Annotated in this window: 17 protein-coding genes; 10 read left to right on the top strand and 7 right to left on the bottom strand. The window is 60.1% G+C overall.

Annotated features, from left to right (window positions below; translation table 11 throughout):
• Positions 1-205 precede the first annotated feature (205 nt).
• Positions 206-958 carry a hypothetical protein gene (locus AWT76_RS03805; RefSeq protein WP_141655870.1) on the top strand — a complete coding sequence of 251 codons (753 nt, stop codon included), beginning with the start codon at positions 206-208 and terminating at the stop codon, positions 956-958.
• A gap of 81 nt (positions 959-1,039) precedes the next feature.
• Here AWT76_RS03805 and uxuA read toward each other — a convergent pair whose 3' ends face one another.
• On the bottom strand, positions 1,040-2,257 hold the full coding sequence (uxuA, locus tag AWT76_RS03800) for a mannonate dehydratase (protein WP_072245058.1): 1,218 nt from the start codon (positions 2,255-2,257) through the stop codon (positions 1,040-1,042).
• Between the two features lie 298 nt (positions 2,258-2,555).
• On the opposite strand from uxuA, the gene AWT76_RS03795 reads away from it, so the two are divergent.
• From AWT76_RS03795 to AWT76_RS03780, 4 genes are read left to right on the top strand one after another with little or no spacing between them, the layout of a single operon-like run.
• Positions 2,556-4,940, top strand: a complete 2,385-nt coding sequence (locus AWT76_RS03795) for a glycoside hydrolase family 31 protein (RefSeq protein WP_072247411.1) — start codon at positions 2,556-2,558, stop codon at positions 4,938-4,940.
• Entirely contained in the window at positions 4,937-6,373 is a 1,437-nt protein-coding gene (locus tag AWT76_RS03790) for a mannitol dehydrogenase family protein (protein ID WP_072245056.1), read from the top strand. The genes AWT76_RS03795 and AWT76_RS03790 overlap by 4 nt, the downstream gene beginning before the upstream one ends.
• Entirely contained in the window at positions 6,370-7,788 is a 1,419-nt protein-coding gene (uxaC, locus tag AWT76_RS03785; RefSeq protein WP_072245053.1) for a glucuronate isomerase, read from the top strand. The genes AWT76_RS03790 and uxaC overlap by 4 nt, the downstream gene beginning before the upstream one ends.
• Positions 7,785-8,666, top strand: a complete 882-nt coding sequence (locus tag AWT76_RS03780) for a sugar kinase (protein ID WP_072245051.1) — start codon at positions 7,785-7,787, stop codon at positions 8,664-8,666. The genes uxaC and AWT76_RS03780 overlap by 4 nt, the downstream gene beginning before the upstream one ends.
• Positions 8,667-8,682: 16 nt before the next feature.
• Here the strand turns inward: AWT76_RS03780 and AWT76_RS03775 are convergent, their stop codons facing one another.
• From AWT76_RS03775 to AWT76_RS16450, 6 genes are all read right to left on the bottom strand, one after another.
• Positions 8,683-10,317, bottom strand: coding sequence for an acyl-CoA synthetase (locus tag AWT76_RS03775; RefSeq protein WP_072245049.1), 1,635 nt, complete (start codon positions 10,315-10,317; stop codon positions 8,683-8,685).
• A 2-nt stretch (positions 10,318-10,319) separates the two neighbouring features.
• Positions 10,320-11,120 (bottom strand): enoyl-CoA hydratase, encoded by an 801-nt coding sequence (locus tag AWT76_RS03770; RefSeq protein WP_072245047.1) that lies wholly within the window; start codon positions 11,118-11,120, stop codon positions 10,320-10,322.
• Positions 11,121-11,141: 21 nt separating this feature from the next.
• Complete coding sequence (locus tag AWT76_RS03765) at positions 11,142-11,591, bottom strand: OsmC family protein (protein ID WP_072245045.1); 450 nt, start codon at positions 11,589-11,591, stop codon at positions 11,142-11,144.
• 11 nt (positions 11,592-11,602) lie between these two features.
• Positions 11,603-12,775, bottom strand: coding sequence for a glycine cleavage T C-terminal barrel domain-containing protein (locus AWT76_RS03760; RefSeq protein ID WP_072245043.1), 1,173 nt, complete (start codon positions 12,773-12,775; stop codon positions 11,603-11,605).
• Positions 12,776-12,938: 163 nt separating this feature from the next.
• Entirely contained in the window at positions 12,939-13,433 is a 495-nt protein-coding gene (locus AWT76_RS03755; RefSeq protein ID WP_072245041.1) for an Lrp/AsnC family transcriptional regulator, read from the bottom strand.
• Between the two features lie 133 nt (positions 13,434-13,566).
• A protein-coding gene (locus AWT76_RS16450; protein ID WP_141655833.1) for an IS5 family transposase occupies positions 13,567-14,324 on the bottom strand; the annotation gives its coding sequence in 2 pieces (ribosomal slippage) (positions 13,567-13,988 and positions 13,988-14,324; 759 coding nt in all).
• Positions 14,325-14,602: 278 nt separating this feature from the next.
• Between AWT76_RS16450 and AWT76_RS03740 the strand changes: the two genes are divergently transcribed.
• The 5 genes from AWT76_RS03740 (at position 14,603) to glnH (ending at position 19,838) form a co-directional block, all read left to right on the top strand.
• Positions 14,603-15,829: an IS256 family transposase gene (locus AWT76_RS03740; protein ID WP_072245038.1), complete on the top strand. Its 1,227-nt coding sequence runs from the start codon at positions 14,603-14,605 to the stop codon at positions 15,827-15,829.
• Between the two features lie 333 nt (positions 15,830-16,162).
• On the top strand, positions 16,163-17,047 hold the full coding sequence (locus AWT76_RS03735) for a MurR/RpiR family transcriptional regulator (protein ID WP_072245036.1): 885 nt from the start codon (positions 16,163-16,165) through the stop codon (positions 17,045-17,047).
• On the top strand, positions 17,044-18,369 hold the full coding sequence (locus AWT76_RS03730; RefSeq protein WP_072245034.1) for an aspartate aminotransferase family protein: 1,326 nt from the start codon (positions 17,044-17,046) through the stop codon (positions 18,367-18,369). Before AWT76_RS03735 ends, AWT76_RS03730 begins: the two co-directional genes overlap by 4 nt.
• Entirely contained in the window at positions 18,366-18,920 is a 555-nt protein-coding gene (locus tag AWT76_RS03725) for a carboxymuconolactone decarboxylase family protein (RefSeq protein WP_072245032.1), read from the top strand. Before AWT76_RS03730 ends, AWT76_RS03725 begins: the two co-directional genes overlap by 4 nt.
• Before the next feature lie 177 nt (positions 18,921-19,097).
• Positions 19,098-19,838, top strand: a complete 741-nt coding sequence (gene glnH / locus AWT76_RS03720; protein WP_072247409.1) for a glutamine ABC transporter substrate-binding protein GlnH — start codon at positions 19,098-19,100, stop codon at positions 19,836-19,838.
• The last annotated feature ends 67 nt before the right edge of the window (positions 19,839-19,905 follow it).

The following is a 19,905-nucleotide window of genomic DNA, read 5'->3' as shown; positions in this document are numbered from 1 at the left end:
ATGCACCCGGCGCAACAGGTCGCAGGCGGGCACGAAGAATAACGCTTTCTCCGCCATGATGATAATAAAACGCATATGTTCAGCCATCGCCTCAAGAATTTGTGAAAATGAAATATCTAGGATTTCTCATAGCCTTATAAAACGCCAGAAAACTATGGAACGGTGCCTCTGTTGAACGATTGCATTCCCTTCCTAGTTGTCAGGCATGGCACATATGCCGCACAGCCAACGGATCTATCTGGCACCTACCACAACCTCTGGTTTTTCAAAAAACCATGAGGCTGGAAAAAAGCGGCCAAATTTCGCATTCATCGCAGTGCTTTTAACCGGGCCCACTGCGCTGATTGTGCTGCCCGTTTTCTTACTGTCTGGGTATACGCTTGTTCAATCGGTGCCTATAACAATTCTGGTTCAATTCGCAGTTTTTTTGGGTGTGCTGGGGATTGGGTTATGCAGGTCACCCGGCGTTGCAAAAACGCACGAGACGGCGACGCTGACACAAGACGTCAATTTGCCGGATTGCAAAATATGGCCCGCATGCACCGATAACGAGGATGGACATCCACCTCCCTGCGTTGCCCTGATTGCAAGCGCGGGCAATCAGTCTCGGCAAATCGCGGTGGATCTGGCGCAACAGGGCTATTCCGCCTACCAGACACAAGATGCAGATGCGATGTTGAAAGCGGTTCTCGCCTGCGCGCCAGAGTGGGATTTTCTGATATTCGATCTCGACCTAACGGATGATCTTGATCAGTGCGTTGACGAACTTGTCGCGTTTCGCAAAGCCTGTCCCAAAATCCCCATCCTTCTGCTCTCGGGATCGGTCCAGCAGGACGAGTTTTCAGATCATCGCCGTGCGATTGGGGACGCAACGCTTAGAAAGCCGATTGCCCGAAACCGACTGTTTACGGGCATCGAAGCGATGAGGGAAAACAGTGCGGCAAGGGGCGGTATCTAGGATATAGGTTTTCAGACAACCGAAATCGGCCACCCTAGCCTAGGCCACAGGGGAAAGACCGGGTGCAGGTCGCGCCTTTTGTCAGCCCGCAGCTTCGCCAGACGCAGCGCGCCCACGCAGCGCATGTTCGAGCCCGCGGATTTCCGCCATGCCGCGCAACCTGCCAATTGCCGGATATCCGGGGCGGTAGCCCTGTTTCAGATCGCTTAGCATAGCATGCCCATGATCCGGGCGGAAAGGCAGCGTGCGACCGCTGTTCCGCTCCATGTGCACGATGAGCGATACCAACTGCGCCATATCGGCGTCACCTTCCAGATGCGCGGCTTCTTCAAAGCTTTCACCGGCGATCTCGTCCCTTTGAAGCGCGCCTTCCGATGACACTCGGTCGCGCCGCGTGTTGCGCAGATGCAGAAAATGCACGCGCGCCCCGAATTCCTGCAACATGGCGGGCAGGTCGTTATCCTCTCTGACCCCAAGCGACCCGACGCAGAATGTCAGACCATTGGCCAGGTTGTCATGCATGGCGCAGATCGTGCGAAGATCCTGCGCTGACGAGACCACGCGCGGCAGGCCGAAAATCGGGCGCGGCGGATCATCCGGGTGCAGGGCCAGTTTCACACCATGTGGCGCAACCTGAGGGATTACCCGCGACAGGAATTGCGACAGGTTGCGCCGCAAGCCATCGGCCCCAACCCCGTCATAGCGGGCAATCTGATCGCGGAAACTGTCGAGCGAGTAGCTTTCTTCCGATCCGGGCAGGCCCGCAAGAATCGTATTGATCAATTCGCTCCGTGCGGCCTCATCAAGGGTTCGGGCGCGCGTTTCCGCAAGGTCCAGAAGCGTCGCGCCATAGGCGAAGCGCGCATTCCTGCGTTGCAGGATATGAACATCGAACGCCGCCAGATCGACCAGATCGAAGCGCAGGCATTCTGCGCCATCAGCCAGCCGGTGACGCAGCCTTGTGCGGGTCCAGTCAAGGACCGGCATGAAGTTGTAGCAGATGGTCGTAATCTCCTGCTGCGCAAGGTTGATCGCGGACTGCGCCCAAGCATCTGCAAGGCCTTGCCAGCCGCCGCTGCCCAGTTTGATGGCTTCGGGAACGGCAATGCTTTCAACAACGGACCATTGCAATCCCGCCGCTTCGATCAGAGATTTCCGTTCGGCAATCGCGTCAGGTGCCCAGACCGTGCCGTTCGGCACATGATGCAGCGCAGAGACAATCCCCTTCGCGCCAGCTTGTCGCGCATCCGCCAGTGAAACCGGGTCTTCGGGGCCGAACCAGCGCCAAGTGTAGTGCATTTTTTGGGTTTCCGTCTTGTTCAGGGGTGTGACAGGCCCTTGGGGGCTGTCTGAATACGCAGGCCTGGCTGCTATCCTCGTCCAATTGCCCCGCGCAATCAACTGGCGGAACGAACCAGTGGTTTCGTGATGGAATTCTGCGCAACAGCGCTACAATGGCACGAGTTTGCCCGCTGGCCAAATGTACACCGTCGCCGTGTTTGCCGTTCTACACGGCCCGGATCAAGGTTGTGGTGTGGGTGGCTTCGTGCCAGAAATCAGCTTGTTCCTGCCACGCCTGCTACCGGGATACGACACCATGAAAACGCTAGAAACTTGGGACATCGCGTCCCGTGATGCACAGGGCGTCACATTGCAGGTCGAAGAGCGGCATATGCTGCGCATTGAAGTGCTGGAAAATGCGCAATTTCGTGTCAGGCTGTTGAAGGACGGGGCATGGCGGCAAAACCGCAGTTGGTGCGTTGCACCGCAAGGGGCCCTGCCGCCAGAGGGGCGCAGTCGTGACGGTCTGGCGGGGTTCTCCTGCCCCGCATGGGAACTTACCGAAACCGCCGATACGATGGTTCTGACGACCGCAACGCTGCGCGCCAGCATTCACAAACCGTTGCAGATCCGCTGGCAAGCGCTAATCGCCGGGCAATGGCGCGATATTGCCCAAGATCGTCCGACCGGCGCTTATATGCTGGGGCGGCGCGACCATGCCAATGCCCATTTCCTGCGCCGCAATCCCCTAGAGGCGGTCTATGGCTTGGGCGAGAAAGCGGGCGCGCTGGACCGCTCTGGGCGGCGCTTCGAGATGCGCAATCTTGACGCAATGGGCTATGATGCGCAAACCACAGACCCTTTGTACAAACATATCCCCTTCACCATCACCCGCACGCCTGACGCTGGCAGTTTCAGCCTGTTCTACGATACGCTGGCGGGCTGCTGGTTCGATCTAGGCAATGAACTGGACAATTACCACGCGCCATACCGCAGCTTTCGCGCCGAAGATGGCGATCTGGACTACTATTTCACATGGGCGCCCGACATTCTGACGCTGGTCAAGGCACAGCAAAAGCTGACCGGCGGCATGGCCTTTCCCCCGCGCTGGAGCCTTGGCTATTCCGGCTCTACCATGGCCTATACCGACGCGCCGGATGCACAGGCGCAGATGCTGGGGTTTCTGGGCGCGCTCGAACATCACCAGATTCCCTGCGACAGTTTTCACCTGTCTTCGGGCTACACCTCGATCGAGGGCAAGCGATATGTCTTCAACTGGAACACAGAGAAATTTCCAGACATCGAGGGTTTTACCGCTGCCTATGCACAAGCCGGCGTCCAGTTGATTGCGAATATCAAGCCCTGCCTTCTGCAAGACCACCCCCGCTACCAAGAAGCCGCGCAAAACGGGCTATTCATCCGCGACAGCGACACCGGCGCGCCAGAGCTTTCGGTGTTCTGGGACGCCAAGGGATCGCATCTGGATTTCACCAAGCCCGCAACGCTGCGCTGGTGGCAGCAGAATGTCATCACGGCGCTGCTGGAGCGAGGCTTGGGCAGTACATGGAATGACAATAACGAATTCGAAGTCTGGGACCATCACGCCCAATGCGACGGTTTCGGCACGCCGATAGATATGGGCCTGATCCGACCGCTGCATGCGCTGTTGATGGTTCAAGCGTCAGAGGCCGCGCAAAAAGCCCATGCGCCGGACAAGCGCCCTTTTCTTGTGACCCGCGCGGGCTGTGCGGGGGTGCAGCGCCATGCCCAAACATGGACGGGCGACAACCGCACCAGTTGGGATAGCCTGCGCTGGAATATCCGCATGGGGCTGGGGCTGGCGCTGTCGGGTATCTCGAATATCGGGCATGATGTGGGCGGCTTTGCAGGCCCGCAACCCGATGGCGAATTGCTGCTGCGCTGGGTGCAGAACGGCATTTTCCACCCGCGTTTCGTAATCCATAGCTGGAATGACGATGGCTCTGTAACAGAGCCTTGGACGCACCCGCATGTTCTGCCGCAGATCCGCGATGCCATGGCCCTGCGCTACCGGCTATTGCCCTATCTTTATACCTGCTTGTGGCGCGCCGTGTCCGAAGGCGAACCCATGTTGCGCCCGACATTTCTGGACCATGAAGATGATCCTGTCTGCCACAAGGACACGGATGATTTCATGCTGGGCAGGGATCTTCTGGTGGCCAATGTGGTCGAACAAGGCGCCAGCCAACGCCGCGTCTACCTGCCGCGCAACGCAACCGGGTGGTGGGATTTTCAGCTTGGTCACTGGTATGCGGGTGGGCAATGGCTGGATCTTCCCGTCACGCTGGACAGCATTCCGCTATTCGTGCGCGCCGGTGCTGTGCTGCCTTTGGCCAGCAGCGCCATGCGCGCCACCCCAAAGGCCGAAACCGCGCGCGTTCTGGCACTGTTCCCCGCACGCGTGGAGGGCACGCAACATTCTTTCATATATGACGATGATGGCGACAATGCCGATGCGCTCAGCGGCAATCACTGTCTGACCCGCGTGTCACTTGCAAAGGGGCAACACGGGCTTGCCCTGTCGATCACGCATCAGGGCAATCAGCCCTTCCCGTTTGCACATGTCACAGTCGCATTGCCGCCCGAACTGGCGGAACAGGTGTTGTGGCAAGGGCACGCCCTGAACCATGGCGACAAGATCACGTTGGGTGCAGGCGCATGAGCTACGATCGCGCTTCGCTGCGCCGCCGCTGGCTGCATATCGGCTTCGGGGCCTTCGCCCGCGCGCATCCGCTCTTTGTGCTTCACCAAGGGTTGCAGGCCGATGCTTCGGGCCAATGGGGGGCGGTGGTTGCCCGGCTGAATTCCGGTCAGGCGGAACTTGACCAGTTGCAGGCCGCAGGCGGGCGTTACCATGTGCTGGCCGCCGATGCGCAGGGACTGCATGCCACGCGCGTGGACTGTGTCATCGACACCTGCCACCCCGCGCGTGATGGGGATGGAGCACTGGCGCGGATCATTGCCAGCGCAGATTTGGCCGTCATCTCGCTGACGATTACGGAAAAAGGGTATTGTTCCGGGCCCGATGGTCTGGATTTCACCAACCCGGCCATCCGCGCAGAGCTTGAGGGCAACCAGCCCCCGCGCAGCGCCATCGGTGTGATCGTGGACGGGCTGTCGCAGCGGCGCGCCGCGGGGCTGGGCGGCATCACCCTTTTGGCCTGTGACAACCTATCGGGCAACGGTCGCAAGCTGGCCCGCGCGGTGCGCGATTATGCCACCACCCGCGACCCTGATCTGGCCGGCTGGATTTCGGCCACCTGCCGCTTTCCCTGTTCAATGGTTGACCGGATCGTGCCCGCAATGACGGATGACGGCCGCGCCAAGGTTGCCGCGCATCTGGGGCAAGAGGATAGCGCGGCCGTAATCTGCGAACCCTTCCTGCAATGGGTGATCGAGGATGATTTCGCCACGGACCGCCCACCGCTGGCAGAGGGCGGCGCGCTTCTGGTTCAAGATGTCGAACCCTTTGAGGAGATGAAACTGCGCATGCTTAACGGCGCGCATAGCCTGTTGGCGCTTCTGGGCGGACAGGCCGGGCTTGAAACGGTCGATGCCTGCATGGCCGACCCGGTTTTTGCCGCGACGCTTGAACGTTTTCATCTGCAAGAGGCTATTCCAACCCTGCCAGCCTTGCCCGGCATTGACCTTGGCGACTACGCAGCACAGTTGCGCGACCGTTTTGCAAACCCGGCCTTGCAGCACCGCACGGCCCAAATTGCCAGCGATACCAGCCAGAAACTGCCGCAGCGCATTTTGGCCCCCTTGCGCTGGCATTTGGCGCAGCGCGGCACTGTCCCGCCGCTTTGCGCGCTGGTGCTTGCAAGCTGGCTGTTGTGGTTGCAAGGCAAGGGGCATGGCGGCGCGGACCGCCCCATAACCGACCCAAGGGCCGAAGATTTGCGCAATATACTGACCAGCCTGCCCCCCGAAGCAGACCCGGTACTGGCCTATCTGGTGCATTATCAGGGGTTTGGCCACGATCTGGCACAAGATACCCGCGTGGCAGATGCGCTGCGTTCCGCCCTGCATCGCCTGACTTCGGCAGGCGTGCGCGACACCTTGCAATCCCTTCTGTCAGAGCCCTATCCATGACCCGCTTTCTTGGCCCCGATTTTCTGCTGGACACCCCCACCGCGCGGCGATTGTTCCATGATGTGGCAAAGCCGCTGCCGATTGTCGATTTTCACAACCACCTGTCACCGCAAGATATCGCGCAGGATCGCAAGTGGGACAATCTGGGCGAATTGTGGCTGGCGCATGACCACTACAAATGGCGGTTGATGCGCTGGGCCGGCGTGCCTGAAAGCCATGTGACCGGCTCGGCGGATTTCCGTGCAAAATACGACGCGTTTGCCGGTGTCATGCCCCGTCTGGTCGGTAATCCGGTGCATCATTGGTCGCATCTGGAACTCTGGCGTCATTTTGGGTTGGACGGCATCGTCTTGGACCAGGGCACTGCCGCGCAGGTCTGGGACACGACTGCAGAACAGTTGCAGTCACCTGCTTGCAGTGCCAGAGGATTGTTGCGGCAGATGAATGTTGCCTATGTCGCAACCACCGATGACCCTTGCGATACGCTGGAACATCATATCGCCTTCGCCGCCGAAAGGGTAAGCGGGCTGCGCATGGTTCCGACATTCCGCCCAGACCCGGCGCTTTACCCAGAGTCTGACGCGTTCGGGCCGTGGCTGGAGCGGCTGGAAGATGCCAGCGGCATGTCCATACACGGGTGGGATGATCTGCTTGCGGCCCTTATCGCCCGGCTGGATCATTTCTGCGCCTGTGGCGCGGTTGCCGCCGACCATGGGTTGAACGGGCTTGACCTAGCGGCCCCCGCCCCGTCGGCGCGCTTGGATGAGATACTGATCAAGGCACGTCTGGGGGGCACTGCCACCCTAGCGGAGGCCAGCGCATTTCGCAATGCCCTGCTGGTTGAACTGGGCCGCGCCTATGCCGCGCGCGACATGGTGATGCAACTTCACATCGGCCCGCTGCGCAACACGCGCAGTCGTCTGTTGCACAGCGCAGGGCGCGACGCCGGGGCCGACAGCCTGCGCGACGCGCCCTTGGCCGAAGCGCTCAACGCGTTTCTGGACCTGCTGGACCGGGACAATGCCTTGCCGCGCACGATCCTCTATGCGCTTGACCCGTCCAAGACCCCGGTCATCGTAACAACAGCCGGAAACTTTCAGGATGGCAGCCTTGCGGGAAAGGTTCAGCCCGGAACCGCGTGGTGGTTCAACGATCAGCTTGACGGGATGGAAGCACAAATGCGCACGCTTGCGCAGATGGGTTTGATCTCGACCTTTTTGGGGATGCTGACGGACAGCCGGTCGTTCCTGTCCTTCCCCCGACATGAATATTTCCGCCGCCTTCTGTGCAAGATGATCGGCAATTGGGCCGAAACAGGGCATCTGCCGGACGACCCGGAGCTATTGGAAAACTTGGTGCGCGACATCTGCCTGCGCAATGCAGCCAAATGGTTTGGCGTGACAGAGGGGCTATGATGCGAATTCTGTGTCTTGGCGAATGCATGGTCGAAATGGCACCGACCGGGGATAACAGGTTCACCCTTGGCTTTGCGGGCGACACGTTCAACACGGCTTGGGCGCTGCGCAAAACCTGCCCCGAAAGCTGGCAAATCGGCTATGCAACCGCCTTGGGCGATGATCCGATGTCTGGCGACATGCTGCGCTTCATGCTGGATGCCGGCATCTGCACGCGTGACATACAGATCCTGCCAGGCGAAACCTGCGGGCTTTATCTGATACGGCTGACCGGGGGCGAGCGCAGCTTTTCCTATTGGCGCGGGCAATCCGCGGCGCGGAAAATGGTCGATAACGCAGGCTGGCTGCCGCAGGTTCTGTCGGGCGCGCAGGCTGTCTTCCTGTCGGGAATTAGCCTTGCCATCCTGTCACAAGACCGCCGCGATGCGCTGGTCACAGCACTTGAAGCCTATGAGGGCCTTCTGGTCTTCGATCCGAATTACCGCGCAGGCCTTTGGCCCAGCGCCGCGCTGGCGCGGGACTGGCTGCTGCGGGTTGCAGCGCGTGCAGACATCCTTTTGCCCAGCCTAGAGGATTGTGTCCTGTTGCTTGGCCCCGTCACCGCCGAAGACGCCGGGCAGACCTTGCGTGCAGCAGGTGCGCGGGAAGTCATTGTCACCGACGGGCCGGGACCAGTCACCCTGTGCACCGAGGACGGGCAATCCGTGATCGCGTTCCAACAGGGCGCCGCGCCGGTTGATACAACAGGCGCGGGCGATGCGTTCAATGCCGGATACCTTTCGGCACGGCTGAACGGCCAGACACCGCAACAGGCGGTTGCAGAAGGTCAACGCTTGTCCCAACTGGCAATCGCCACGCGCGGCGCCCTGCTTCCATAACACCGCAAAGGCGCGGTCAGGGCAAAAGCTCTGACGCCCGCTGCCGTAGAACAAATTTCTGGATTTTGCCGGTAGAGGTCCGAGGAATAGTCTCGAACATGAACTTGCCCGGCACCTTATAGGCGGCCAAATGCGCACGGCACCAATCGCGCAAGGCGGTCGCATCGACCGCCGCATTGGCGGCCAGTTCGACAAACGCGCATGGTGTCTCGCCCCATTTCTCATGTGGCATCGCGACCACTGCGGCCACGGCCACCGCGGGGTGCCGATACAGTGCCTCTTCCACCTCGATCGACGAGATATTCTCGCCGCCCGAAATGATGATATCTTTCGAACGGTCCTTCAGCTGAATGTAGCCATCAGGATAGACCACCCCCAGATCGCCGGAACGGAACCATCCCCCGGCAAACGCTTTCCGGGTGGCCTGTGGATTGCGAAAATACCCTTTCATCACAACATTGCCGCGAAACATGACTTCGCCAATGGTTTGGCCATCCTGCGGAACATGCTGCATCGTGTCGGGGTCGCGCACGCTCAGACCTTCCAAGGGCAGGTAACGCACGCCCTGCCGTGCCTTCAGACGCGCCTGTTCGGCGCTTGGCAGGGACGACCAGTCCCCATGCCATTCATTGACGACCGCCGGGCCATAGGTTTCGGTCAGGCCATACAGATGCGTCACATCGAACCCTGCGGCTGTCATGCTGGCCAGCAGCTTTTCCGGCGGGGGCGCGGCGGCGGTGAAGAACTGCACACGCCGGTCAAGATTGCGCTTCTCGGCCTCTGGGGCGTTCTCGATCAGCGACATCACGATGGGCGCGCCGCACAGATGCGTGACCCCTTCCTCTGCCAAGGCCCGCCAGATCGGTTCTGACCGCACTTGGCGCAAGCAGACATGCGTGCCGATGATTGCCGACAAGGTCCACGGAAAACACCAGCCATTGCAGTGAAACATCGGAAGCGTCCACAGGTAAACGCTGTGCTTGGCCATGGATGTGGTCAGCGCATTGCCCTGCGCCAACAAGTAAGCGCCGCGATGATGCGACACCACGCCTTTCGGGTCGCCCGTGGTGCCAGAGGTGTAGTTGATGGAAATCGCGTCCCACTCATCCTCTGGCATCAGCCATGCGAAATCCGGATCACCAGCGTCAAGGAAGCGCTCGTAATCCGCGCTTCCGTCCAGCGCGCCGGGGCCGGTATATTCGGGGTCGTCATACAAAAGCACCGGCGGTGCGACCTTGGCCAGCGCAAGCGCCTCGGCCATCAGGGGGGCGAATTCACGGTCCACGATGACCAGTTTCGCCATTGCATGGTCAAGTTGAAAGGCGATGATCGCGGCATCCAACCGGGTATTGATTGAATGCAGCACCGCGCCGCACATCGGCACACCGTAATGACATTCCAGCATGGCGGGTGTGTTGGCCAGCAGAACTGAGACCGTATCACCGCGCCCCACGCCCTGCCCCGCCAAAGAGGACGCCAATTGCCGCCCGCGGCGGTAAAACGTGGCATAGCTGCGCCGCAAGGCCCCATGCACGATGGCGGTGTGATCGGGGAAAACACTGGCTGCGCGTTCCAGAAACCCCAGCGGGGTCAGGGGCTGGTAATTGGCAGGGTTTCGGTCCAGCCCAATATTGTAGCGGTTGTCGGGCATGGTCACTTGTCCTGCCACTGCGCTGCGCGTTTTGCGATGAAAGCGTCGATGCCTTCTTCGGCGTCATGCGCAAGCATGTTTTCAACCATTACATGGCTGGCATAATCATAGGCATCTGCCAGCGGCATCTGGCGCTGCGCGTAATATGCGCGTTTCCCGGTGGCCAGCGTCATGCTGGATTTCGACGCGATCTTGCGGGCCATCTCCATGACCGTGCAGGTCAGGTCGGCCTCGGGGACCGCGGAATTCACAAGGCCCATGTCCGCCGCGCGGGGGGCCGGGATCATGTCGCCGGTCAATAGCATTTCCATGGCGTGTTTGTTGGTGACATTGCGCGACAAGGCCACCATCGGGGTCGAACAGAACAGCCCGATATGCACGCCGGGTGTGCTGAACCGTGCGCTCTCTGCCGCTATCGCCAGATCGCAGCTTGCCACCAATTGGCAGCCCGCGGCGGTCGCGACACCCGTCACTTCGGCAATCACGGGTTTGGGGCAATTGACAATGCCCTGCATCACGCCCGAACACTGCGCCATAACTTGGGCGAAATAGGCGCGACCACGGTCTGGCGCCTTGCGCCCGGCGGTCAGTTCCTTCAGGTCATGTCCGGCGCAAAATGCCGGGCCATTCGCCGCAAGGACGATCACGCGCACCGCGCGCGCCGCGCCAGCCTCGGCAAAAGCCGCGCCCAGTTGTGCCAGCATCGCCTCGGACAAGGCATTGCGGCGTGCGACATCATTCAAGGTCAGGCGCAGAATGCCATCTGCGGATAACGCGCGCAGCAGGATGTTGGGGTCAGACATTACTCGCGCCTCCGGCTGTGGTCAGTTGACATGGATTTCCACACTCTCTGCCAGCGTATTGGCGATAAAGCAGTAGCGATGCGCCCGTTCCTGCATCTCGGCCAGTTGCGCATCGGTTACGCAAAAGCCCGTATCGAAGCGCACGACCGGGTTCAGGTCGATCCGCGTGACCGACATTTGCCCCTTGGCGTTCTTGCCCAGATGGGCTTCGGCGTGGTCGTGATAGCTGGCGACCGGCCATCCCGCCTTGGCGCAAAGCGCAAGAAAGGTCATCATGTGACAACTGGACAGGGCCGCTGCAAGCGCCTGTTCAGGGTTGGTGTGGTCGGGATCGCCGCCCCAATCCGGGGCGGCGTCCACTTGCAGCTCGTGGCTGCGGTTATACTGCACATGATGCGCGTTCGAGAATTTGCCCGTTTCCAAGGCAGGTTCGGCGCGTTGCCAGTGCAACTCTATCGCAAGGGCTGACATGCTGGCCCCGCTTACGCCGAAACCTGCGCCGGCTCGACCGCGCCAGCCGCCGCTAGGCTTTTGCGCGGGTCGAAGAACGGTCGTTCGACAACAGTCGCGGTCGTCTCGCCCATCTGCGTGAAGACCTGCACCTGCGTGCCAAGGTCTGCCGCTTCAACGGCAACCATGGCCAGCGCGATGTTCTTGTTCAGGCGCGGCGAATAGACAGCCGATGTCACCTTGCCGACTGGCGCGCCTTCAAGATGAATTTGCCAGAAGGTCGTGTTCGGCCCCGGCAAGGGATCCCCCTCTAGGACCAGCCCCACCTGCTTGCGCGTGATGCCGTTGTCGCGGATGCGCTGCAACGCGAATTTGCCGATGAAATCAGCGTCCATATCCAAGTTCACAAGGCGGTCCAGCCCCAGTTCGAACGGGTTGGTGTGGATATCGGAATCGGCATGGTAGGAGAGCATCCCGCCCTCTATACGACGAATGCTTGATGTGTGGCCGGGCTTCAACCCATAGGCCATGCCAACGGCCATGATGCGCTCCCACAAAGCATCGCCATAAGCTGAATCGCGCAGGTAAATCTCATAGCCCAACTCGCTGGACCAGCCGGTGCGCGACACGATCAGCGGGATGCCGTCCAATTCCATCTCGCGGAACCAATAGTAGCGCAGGTCCAGAATCGCGTCACCGAACAGCGCCTGCATGATCTCGCCCGATTTCGGGCCTTGCAACTGCAAGGGCGAAACATCCGGCTCGGAAATGGACACGTCCAGACCCGAATGCACGGCCACTCCCTGCGCCCAGAGCAGGATATCGCTATCGGCCAGCGACAGCCAGAACTGGTCCTCTGCCAGTTTCAGCAGGATCGGGTCGTTCAGGATGCCACCGTCGGCATTGGTTATCAGAACGTATTTGCATTGCCCCACCGCCATTTTCGACAGATCGCGCGGGGTCAGCATTTGCACGAAACGCGCCGCATCCGGGCCCTTGATTTCGACCTGACGCTCGACACCCACATCGCACAGGATGGCCGTGTTGACGAGGTTCCAGAAATTCTGTTCGGGATCGCCGAAGTCGCGCGGGATATACATATGATTATAGACCGAAAAGCCCTGTGCCCCCCAACGCACCGTCGCATCGAAATAGGGGGATTTGCGGATCTGTGTTCCGAAGCCGAAATCGTCCATCGTTGTCATGTGCTCCACCCTTTGTTGCGGCTTTGGCCATGCCAGAAGGCCGCGGTTCCTCCTGACACTGGACATAACGCCAATGCTGCAGAGGACTGGACCGAATTTGGCCCATTTCACGGACTGGTTGGGCTTGGTTTTTTGTGAAAACAGCCCGTTTGGGCTGACAAGCCTATCGCTTGCGATAGGCCGCCAATTTCGCAAGGTTGGGCTGCTCTGCCTTTATCAGGCGCGTGGCGAAATACGTCATGTAACGGTCAATCGCCAGCTCCGCCGCCAGCAGGTCTTCCATCACGTCCTGAAAGGTCGCGAGACTGGGGGTTACGACGGTCATGATGTAATCCAGACCGCCGCCTGTTGCCACGCAGTTGATGATCTCATCCACTGATTTGATATAGGTCTCGAACCGGTCGAAATCGGCCTTGCGATGCGAGTTCAAGGACACGGTCACCACAACGCGGGTCGCATCCAGAACCCGGTCAAGCGCGATATCGGCGTGATACCCGCGAATATAGCCCGCCGCGCGCAACCGCGCCAGACGCGCCCAGCACGGGGTGGCAGACAGGTTGACGATCTCGGCCAGCTTGGTCTTGCTCAATTGCCCATGGCGTTGCACCGCACTCAGGATACGAATATCCGTCGGATCAAGCCCTTGGCGCTCTCGCATTTATCAATCCCCGCAGGCTGACCTGCACGCAACGCAGTTCAGAATGGCTGTCAAAAAAGGATAGGTGAGCGCAACCCTTTGCCAAATAGGATTTGCGACGCAATGAGAGGCTAGGCTCCAGACTCATTGATATTCACAGCCAGAAGAGGACGGTTGCTGCGAGCGCGACTGCGGAAAGGAACACCTTTGGGCATCTGTCGTAGCGAGTGGCGATCCTGCGCCAATCCTTTAGCCGACCGAACATGATCTCGATCCGGTTGCGCCGTTTGTAGCGTCGCTTGTCGTATTTCACAGGGGTCTTGCGCTTCTTTCGACCAGGGATGCAGGGCTTTATCTCTTTGTCTTTCAACGCATCTCTGAACCAGTCCGCATCATAGCCGCGATCTGCAAGCAGCCAATCAGCTTCTGGCAACTCCCGCAGCAAAGCCGCCGCACCGGTGTAGTCGCTGACCTGTCCGGCCGACATGAAGAAGGTAATGGGGCGACCGATAGCATCTGTGACAGCATGCAGTTTGGTATTCATGCCGCCTTTCGTGCGACCGATCAGGCGGCCAGGCCCCCCTTTTTGACCCGCAGGCTCGAAGCCGTGCGATGTGCTTTCAGATATGTGGCGTCGATCATGACCGTCTTGGTTTCAGTCCCCTCCGCCGCCAGACCCGCCATGATCCGGGCGAACACGCCCATATCGCTCCAGCGCTTCCAGCGGTTGTATAAGGTCTTGTGCGGACCATATTCCTTGGGCGCGTCGCACCACCGCAACCCATTGCGATTGATGAAGATTATCCCGCTGAGAACGCGTCTGTCGTCAACGCGAGGCTTGCCATGGCTCTTGGGGAAGAAGGGTTTTAGACGCTCCATCTGGGCGTCGGTCAGCCAGAAAAGATTGCTCATTGATCAGTCTCCTTGCGGAGCGTGAATCACGCCGCAAAGGTGAAATCAATGGGTCCTGAGCCTAGGAAACGGGGGGCAATTCACACGCTGCAGACACGGCTTGCGCTAAGGCAAACGGCCCCTTGAGTTCGGGCATAGTGCATCGATGTTGCTTGGTAATTTTGGTTGCGGGAGCAGGGGTCGTGTCTCGGAGTTGGTGGAAATTCGAGGGCGGCGTAATCTCCGGGTGAACTGACACCCACCCAACCGGCGGCTGCAACCGCCAGGGAGATCACGCCATGAACCAGATTACCGACACTGCGAGCTTTGCGCTACTGGCCCATGAGGCCGGGTTTGACCCGATCGAGGATCGGTTGCGGGCGAACGTCCGTGCGACCATCGAAGCCGTGTTCGAGGAGGAGCTTGCCAGCTTCCTCGGCCGTCTTCGCTATGACCGGGGCGATGGAGTCACGAAAGGGTATCGCCACGGGCACCGAGAACGGCAACTCACCGGCACCTTCGGGACTGAGACGGTCATCGTGCCTCGCGCCCGCGTTGCAGATGAGACAGGCAAGGTAACGGAGTGGCGGTCGAAAGCGCTGCCCCGATACCAGCGGCTGACGAAGAAGGCCGAGGCCCTCATCGCAGCGGTCTATCTCGCAGGTACGAACACCCGGCGCGTCAAGCGAGCGCTGTTCGGGCTGTTCGAGGGTGCCGTCAGCAAGGACGTGGTCAGCCGTGCCTGGCGCAAGGTGAAGGTCGACTGGGACGCCTGGTCCGCGCGTAACTTGGCCGACGAGGATATCGTCCGGCTGATCCTCGATGGCACCGTGATCAAGACCCGGCTGGACCGGAAAGCCACGAACATCTCGGTGCTGGCCGCAATCGGGGTGCGCCGCGATGGTCAGAAGGTGCTGCTTTCCATCAGGAATATGGGCGGGGAGAGCAAGGCCGCATGGCGGCAGTTCCTCGATGACCTCGATGCACGGGGCTTGAAGCGGCCCGAATTCGTGATCGTCGACGGCGCCCCGGGACTGGAGGCCGCCCTCGTGGCGCTGTGGGGCGAGGACCTGCCGATCCAGCGCTGCACGGTTCACAAGCATCGCAACCTCCTGGCCCATGCCCCGAAGCACCTCCACGACGAGTTGACCGAGGACTACCGCGACATGATCTATGCCGACACCGCGGCCGAGATTGAGACGCGCCGAAAGGCCTTCCTGCGCAAATGGCGGCTAAAGTGCCGTGCGGTCGCTGACAGTCTGGAGGAAGCCGGAGATCGGCTCTTCACCTTCACCCGCCTCGACCCGTCACAATGGAAATCGGCCCGGACCACCAACGCCATCGAGCGCCTGAACGGGGAATTCCGCCGCCGCATCAAGACCCAGACCGTGCTGCCCTGCGCAGAGACCGTGCCCATGCTGCTCTGGGCGCTGCTCGCCTCCGGCCAGATCCAGATGCGCAAGGTCGATGGCTGGGAAACCTTGTCTCAGCCCCTCGAACCCATGCCTCTTGACCTCGCCGCCTGAGAAACCGAAAGATCACATGCCCGGAGATGGCCGCCAGGAAATTTCCACAGCATTCGCGACACGACCCCACGCAGGATCGCCGCAGCAAGTTTTGCAGGCCAATTTCCCTGACGCTCACCTTTCGTGAGCATCCGCCGAAGACCTTGGCCGTGTCGTGTTAATCATCGAAGAAACCTCAGGCCATTGAGCAGTCGGTAATCGCTCTGCCGGCTAAACAACAAGACGGCCCTCTGCGGATGTTTACCGTCGTGCGCAGAATAGCAAGCGTGAAACATTTATATCAATCTGTAAAACACTTGTTGCAATCTTATCGGAACATGATAGCTTTCCTGCATGACAGAGTCCTTTGCTCAAGCTCTTGCCGCGCGAATTGACAGCCTGCCTGCGCAGTTGCAGAAGGCTGCGCGCTGGATTGAGGCGCATCCGCATGATGCGGCCCTGTTATCCATGCGCGAGCAGGCGGGTCGGGCAGGGGTTCAGCCCGCGACCATGACGCGACTGGCGCAGGCTTTGGGCTATGACGGCTATGATACGGTGCGTTCTCTGCATGCGGATGCGCTGCGTCACGCCCGGCAGCCCGGCCTTGTTGCGACGGCAGCACGGCGCAACAAGCTTCAGGCGGGTACGCCAGAGGCTGCGGCGCAGGCCATGGTGGGGCACGGAGCCACGCAGATTGCTGCGCTGGCCGATCCTGCGACGCTGGCCTCGCTGTCTCAGGCGGCAACCTTGATAGGTCAGGCAAGGCGGGTCTTCTGCCTCGGCTTGCGGTCTAGTCACGCTGTCGCATGGCATGTCTGGTATGCACTTTCGTTGATCTCGGAACGGGCGATTCTTCTCGATGGCGTTGGCAATGTGGGGTTGGACGGACTCGCTCAGGCGCGCGAAACCGATGTGCTGTTTGTTTGCGGGGTCGCCCCCTACACGCGGGTCGTGGTCGAAGCGGTCATCCAAGCGCGCGCACTGGGGTTGCGCGTGGTTGCATTGACGGATTCGCCACTGTCTCCACTGATCGCTCCGGGCGACCCTGCGCTGATCGTACCGACCGACAGCGGGTCCTTCCTGCACAGCATGGCCCCGGCTTTCGCGCTGGCGGAAGTTCTGGTGGCACTCGTTGCGCGCGGCGATGACCCTGCGCTGCTGGCCCGGCTGGACGGTCTGGACCGCCAGCTTGCTGCATTCAACACTTATCATCCCTCGAAAGGCCCGGAAACATCATGACTCATCTGCTGCACCGTTCGATCCACACGCCGCCACGCCGCGCGGTCAGCGCATCCGGAATTTCTTTCACGGATGACAAGGGTCAGACCTATATCGACGCCTCTGGTGGGGCGGCTGTGTCCTGTCTGGGGCACGCACATCCCGAAGTGATCGCGGCACTCCATGCGCAACTGGACAAGCTGGCCTACGCGCATACTGGGTTTTTCACCACGGACGTGGCGGAAGAGTTGGCCGCTCATCTGATCGCGGACGCGCCAGAGGGACTGAGCCATGTCTATCTGCTTTCTGGCGGGTCCGAAGCAGTGGAAGCCGCGCTGAAAATGGCACGCCAGTATTTTACCGAAACCGGCCAGCCGCAGCGCCGTCATATCATCGCACGGCGACAAAGCTATCACGGCAACACATTGGGCGCGCTGGCTGCAGGGGGCAACGAATGGCGCCGTGCGCAATTCAAACCCCTGCTGATGGAGGCGCATCACATCGCGCCGTGTTTTGCGTATCGCGAACAGCAAGAGGGTGAGACTGATAGCGATTATGCGGCCCGCGCTGCAGGTGAGCTGGAAACGAAGATCCTGGAGCTTGGCCCCGACACAGTCGCAGCCTTCATCGCAGAGCCAGTGGTCGGGGCCACAGCGGGCGCCGTTACGGCAGTGGGGGATTACTTCAAGCGCATACGTGCCATTTGCGATCGGTACGGGGTCCTGTTGATCCTTGATGAAGTCATGTGCGGCATGGGGCGGACAGGCTATCGCTATGCCTGCGAATATGACGGGATCGCGCCGGACCTGTTGACAATCGCCAAAGGGCTGGGCGGTGGGTTTCAACCAATCGGTGCCACGCTTCTGAGCCGCAAGATCTTCGACGCTTTCGCGGATGGTAGCGGATTTTTCCAGCATGGTCACACCTATATGGGCCACCCGATGGCCGCAGCGGCGGGACTGGCCGTGCAACAGGTGATCGCCCGCGACAACCTGCTGGCGAATGTTCAGGCGATGGGCGCGACACTGAATGCGCAGTTACAAGCGACATTCGGCCAACATGCACATGTGGGGGATATCCGGGGCAGAGGGTTGTTTCAGGCTGTTGAGCTGGTGGCCGATCGCGATAGCAAAGCGCCGTTTGATCCGGCGCGCAAGCTGCATGCGAAAATCAAGTCAGAGGCGATGGCGCGTGGACTGATGGTCTATCCGATGGGGGGCACGATAGATGGTGTGCGCGGCGATCATGTCTTGCTTGCGCCGCCATTCATCGTGACCGAAGCCGATCTGGCTGAGATTACTGGGCGCCTGGCCGAGGCGATCGATGCGGCGCTAAGCGAATGACCTTTGCGCCCCTGACCGATGCCGAGTGGCCTGCGGATATCGCCGATATGCGCGATGGATTTGCCGGGCAGCTGAATGTCTATCGTCTGATGGCGCATCATCCCGCATTGCTGCGCGCCTGGGCCGATTTACGCATGCATATTGTCCGCAACACCTCTCTGGGGCCGCAGCGCGCCGAGGTGGTGATCCTGCGTCTCGCCTACAGGCTGGGCAGCAGCTATGAATGGGGTCAGCATGTGATCCGTGGTCTGGACGCGGGCCTGAGTGAAGCACAAATCCACAGCCTGCGCGGGCCGGTTGCGAAAATGGCCGAGGAAGACGCGCTTCTGGCGCGCGCGGTAGATTCGCTCTTTGATGAAGCGCGCCTTGCGCCTGAGCAGATGCACGCGCTTGAAGCGTTGGTCGGGCGGCACGGGGTGTTGGATCTAATGGCGACAGCTGGCATGTATCTGACCCTGGGCTTCATGCTCAACAGCACCCAAAGCCCGCAAGATGACGCGATCGCCCACAGGCTTGCGGCGTTGCCCGACAGCTTGCAATTGGCTGGCTGAGTACCGCAAATCTGCAGCGTCCCCATCATCCGCCCCCCATAGCTGCGCCGGAACATAACGAATTTTGGGTGCTGAAATAATTCCGTTTGCTTTGTGCTGACATTGGTGCAAATATATTTGCATCATGTTCACATGATATGTTCAAAATTTGCACAATCAAAGCAACAGGGGATCATCATGAAACGCACTCTCTCCTTCTTCGCGGCGGCAGCACTTGCGCTTGGTGTCAGTTCGGCATCTGCAGATAAATTGGTGGTGGCCACCGATACGGCATTCGTGCCCTTCGAGTTCATGCAGGATGGCGAGTATGTCGGTTTTGACATCGATATGTGGAACACCATAGCAGACGAGCTGGGACTGGAATTTGAGCTGCGCCCGATGGACTTCAACGGAATCATCCCCGGCTTGCAGACCAGACAGGTCGATGTGGCACTCGCTGGGATCACCATTCGTGAGGATCGCGCCCAAGTCATCGACTTCTCTGACGGCTATTATGACAGCGGGTTTCTGATCATGGTTCCCGTTGACAGCGAGATCGAAAGCTTTGCTGATCTGGAAGGCAAGACGCTGGCGGTTCGCACCGGCACTTCGGCGGCTGACTATGCGCGTGACAACTTCACCAACACAACCCTGCGCCAGTTCCCGAATATCGACAATGCGTATCTGGAACTGCGCACGGGACGGGTTGACGCTGCGATGCATGATACCCCGAATGTGCTGTATTACATTGCAACCGCAGGCGATGGTGCTGTCAAGGCCGTAGGCGAACAGATGATGGCCCATCAATACGGCATCGGCTTTCCCAAAGGCTCTGAACTGGTCGCGCCCGTCAATCAGGTTCTGGCCAATATGCGGGAAGACGGGCGTTATGACGAAATCTACATGAAATGGTTTGGCACAACGCCACCGAGCAACTGAGCCTTGTGAGACAACGGTCTGGTCGGGGCAGAGCAGCTTTGCCCCGACCACTATGACCGGCAACATG

Origin of the sequence: Roseibaca calidilacus, assembly GCF_001517585.1 — a bacterium.
Lineage (GTDB): Bacteria > Pseudomonadota > Alphaproteobacteria > Rhodobacterales > Rhodobacteraceae > Roseinatronobacter > Roseinatronobacter calidilacus.
Note: the sequence above shows the minus strand (reverse complement) of the source record. Positions and strands in the feature narration are given on the sequence as shown.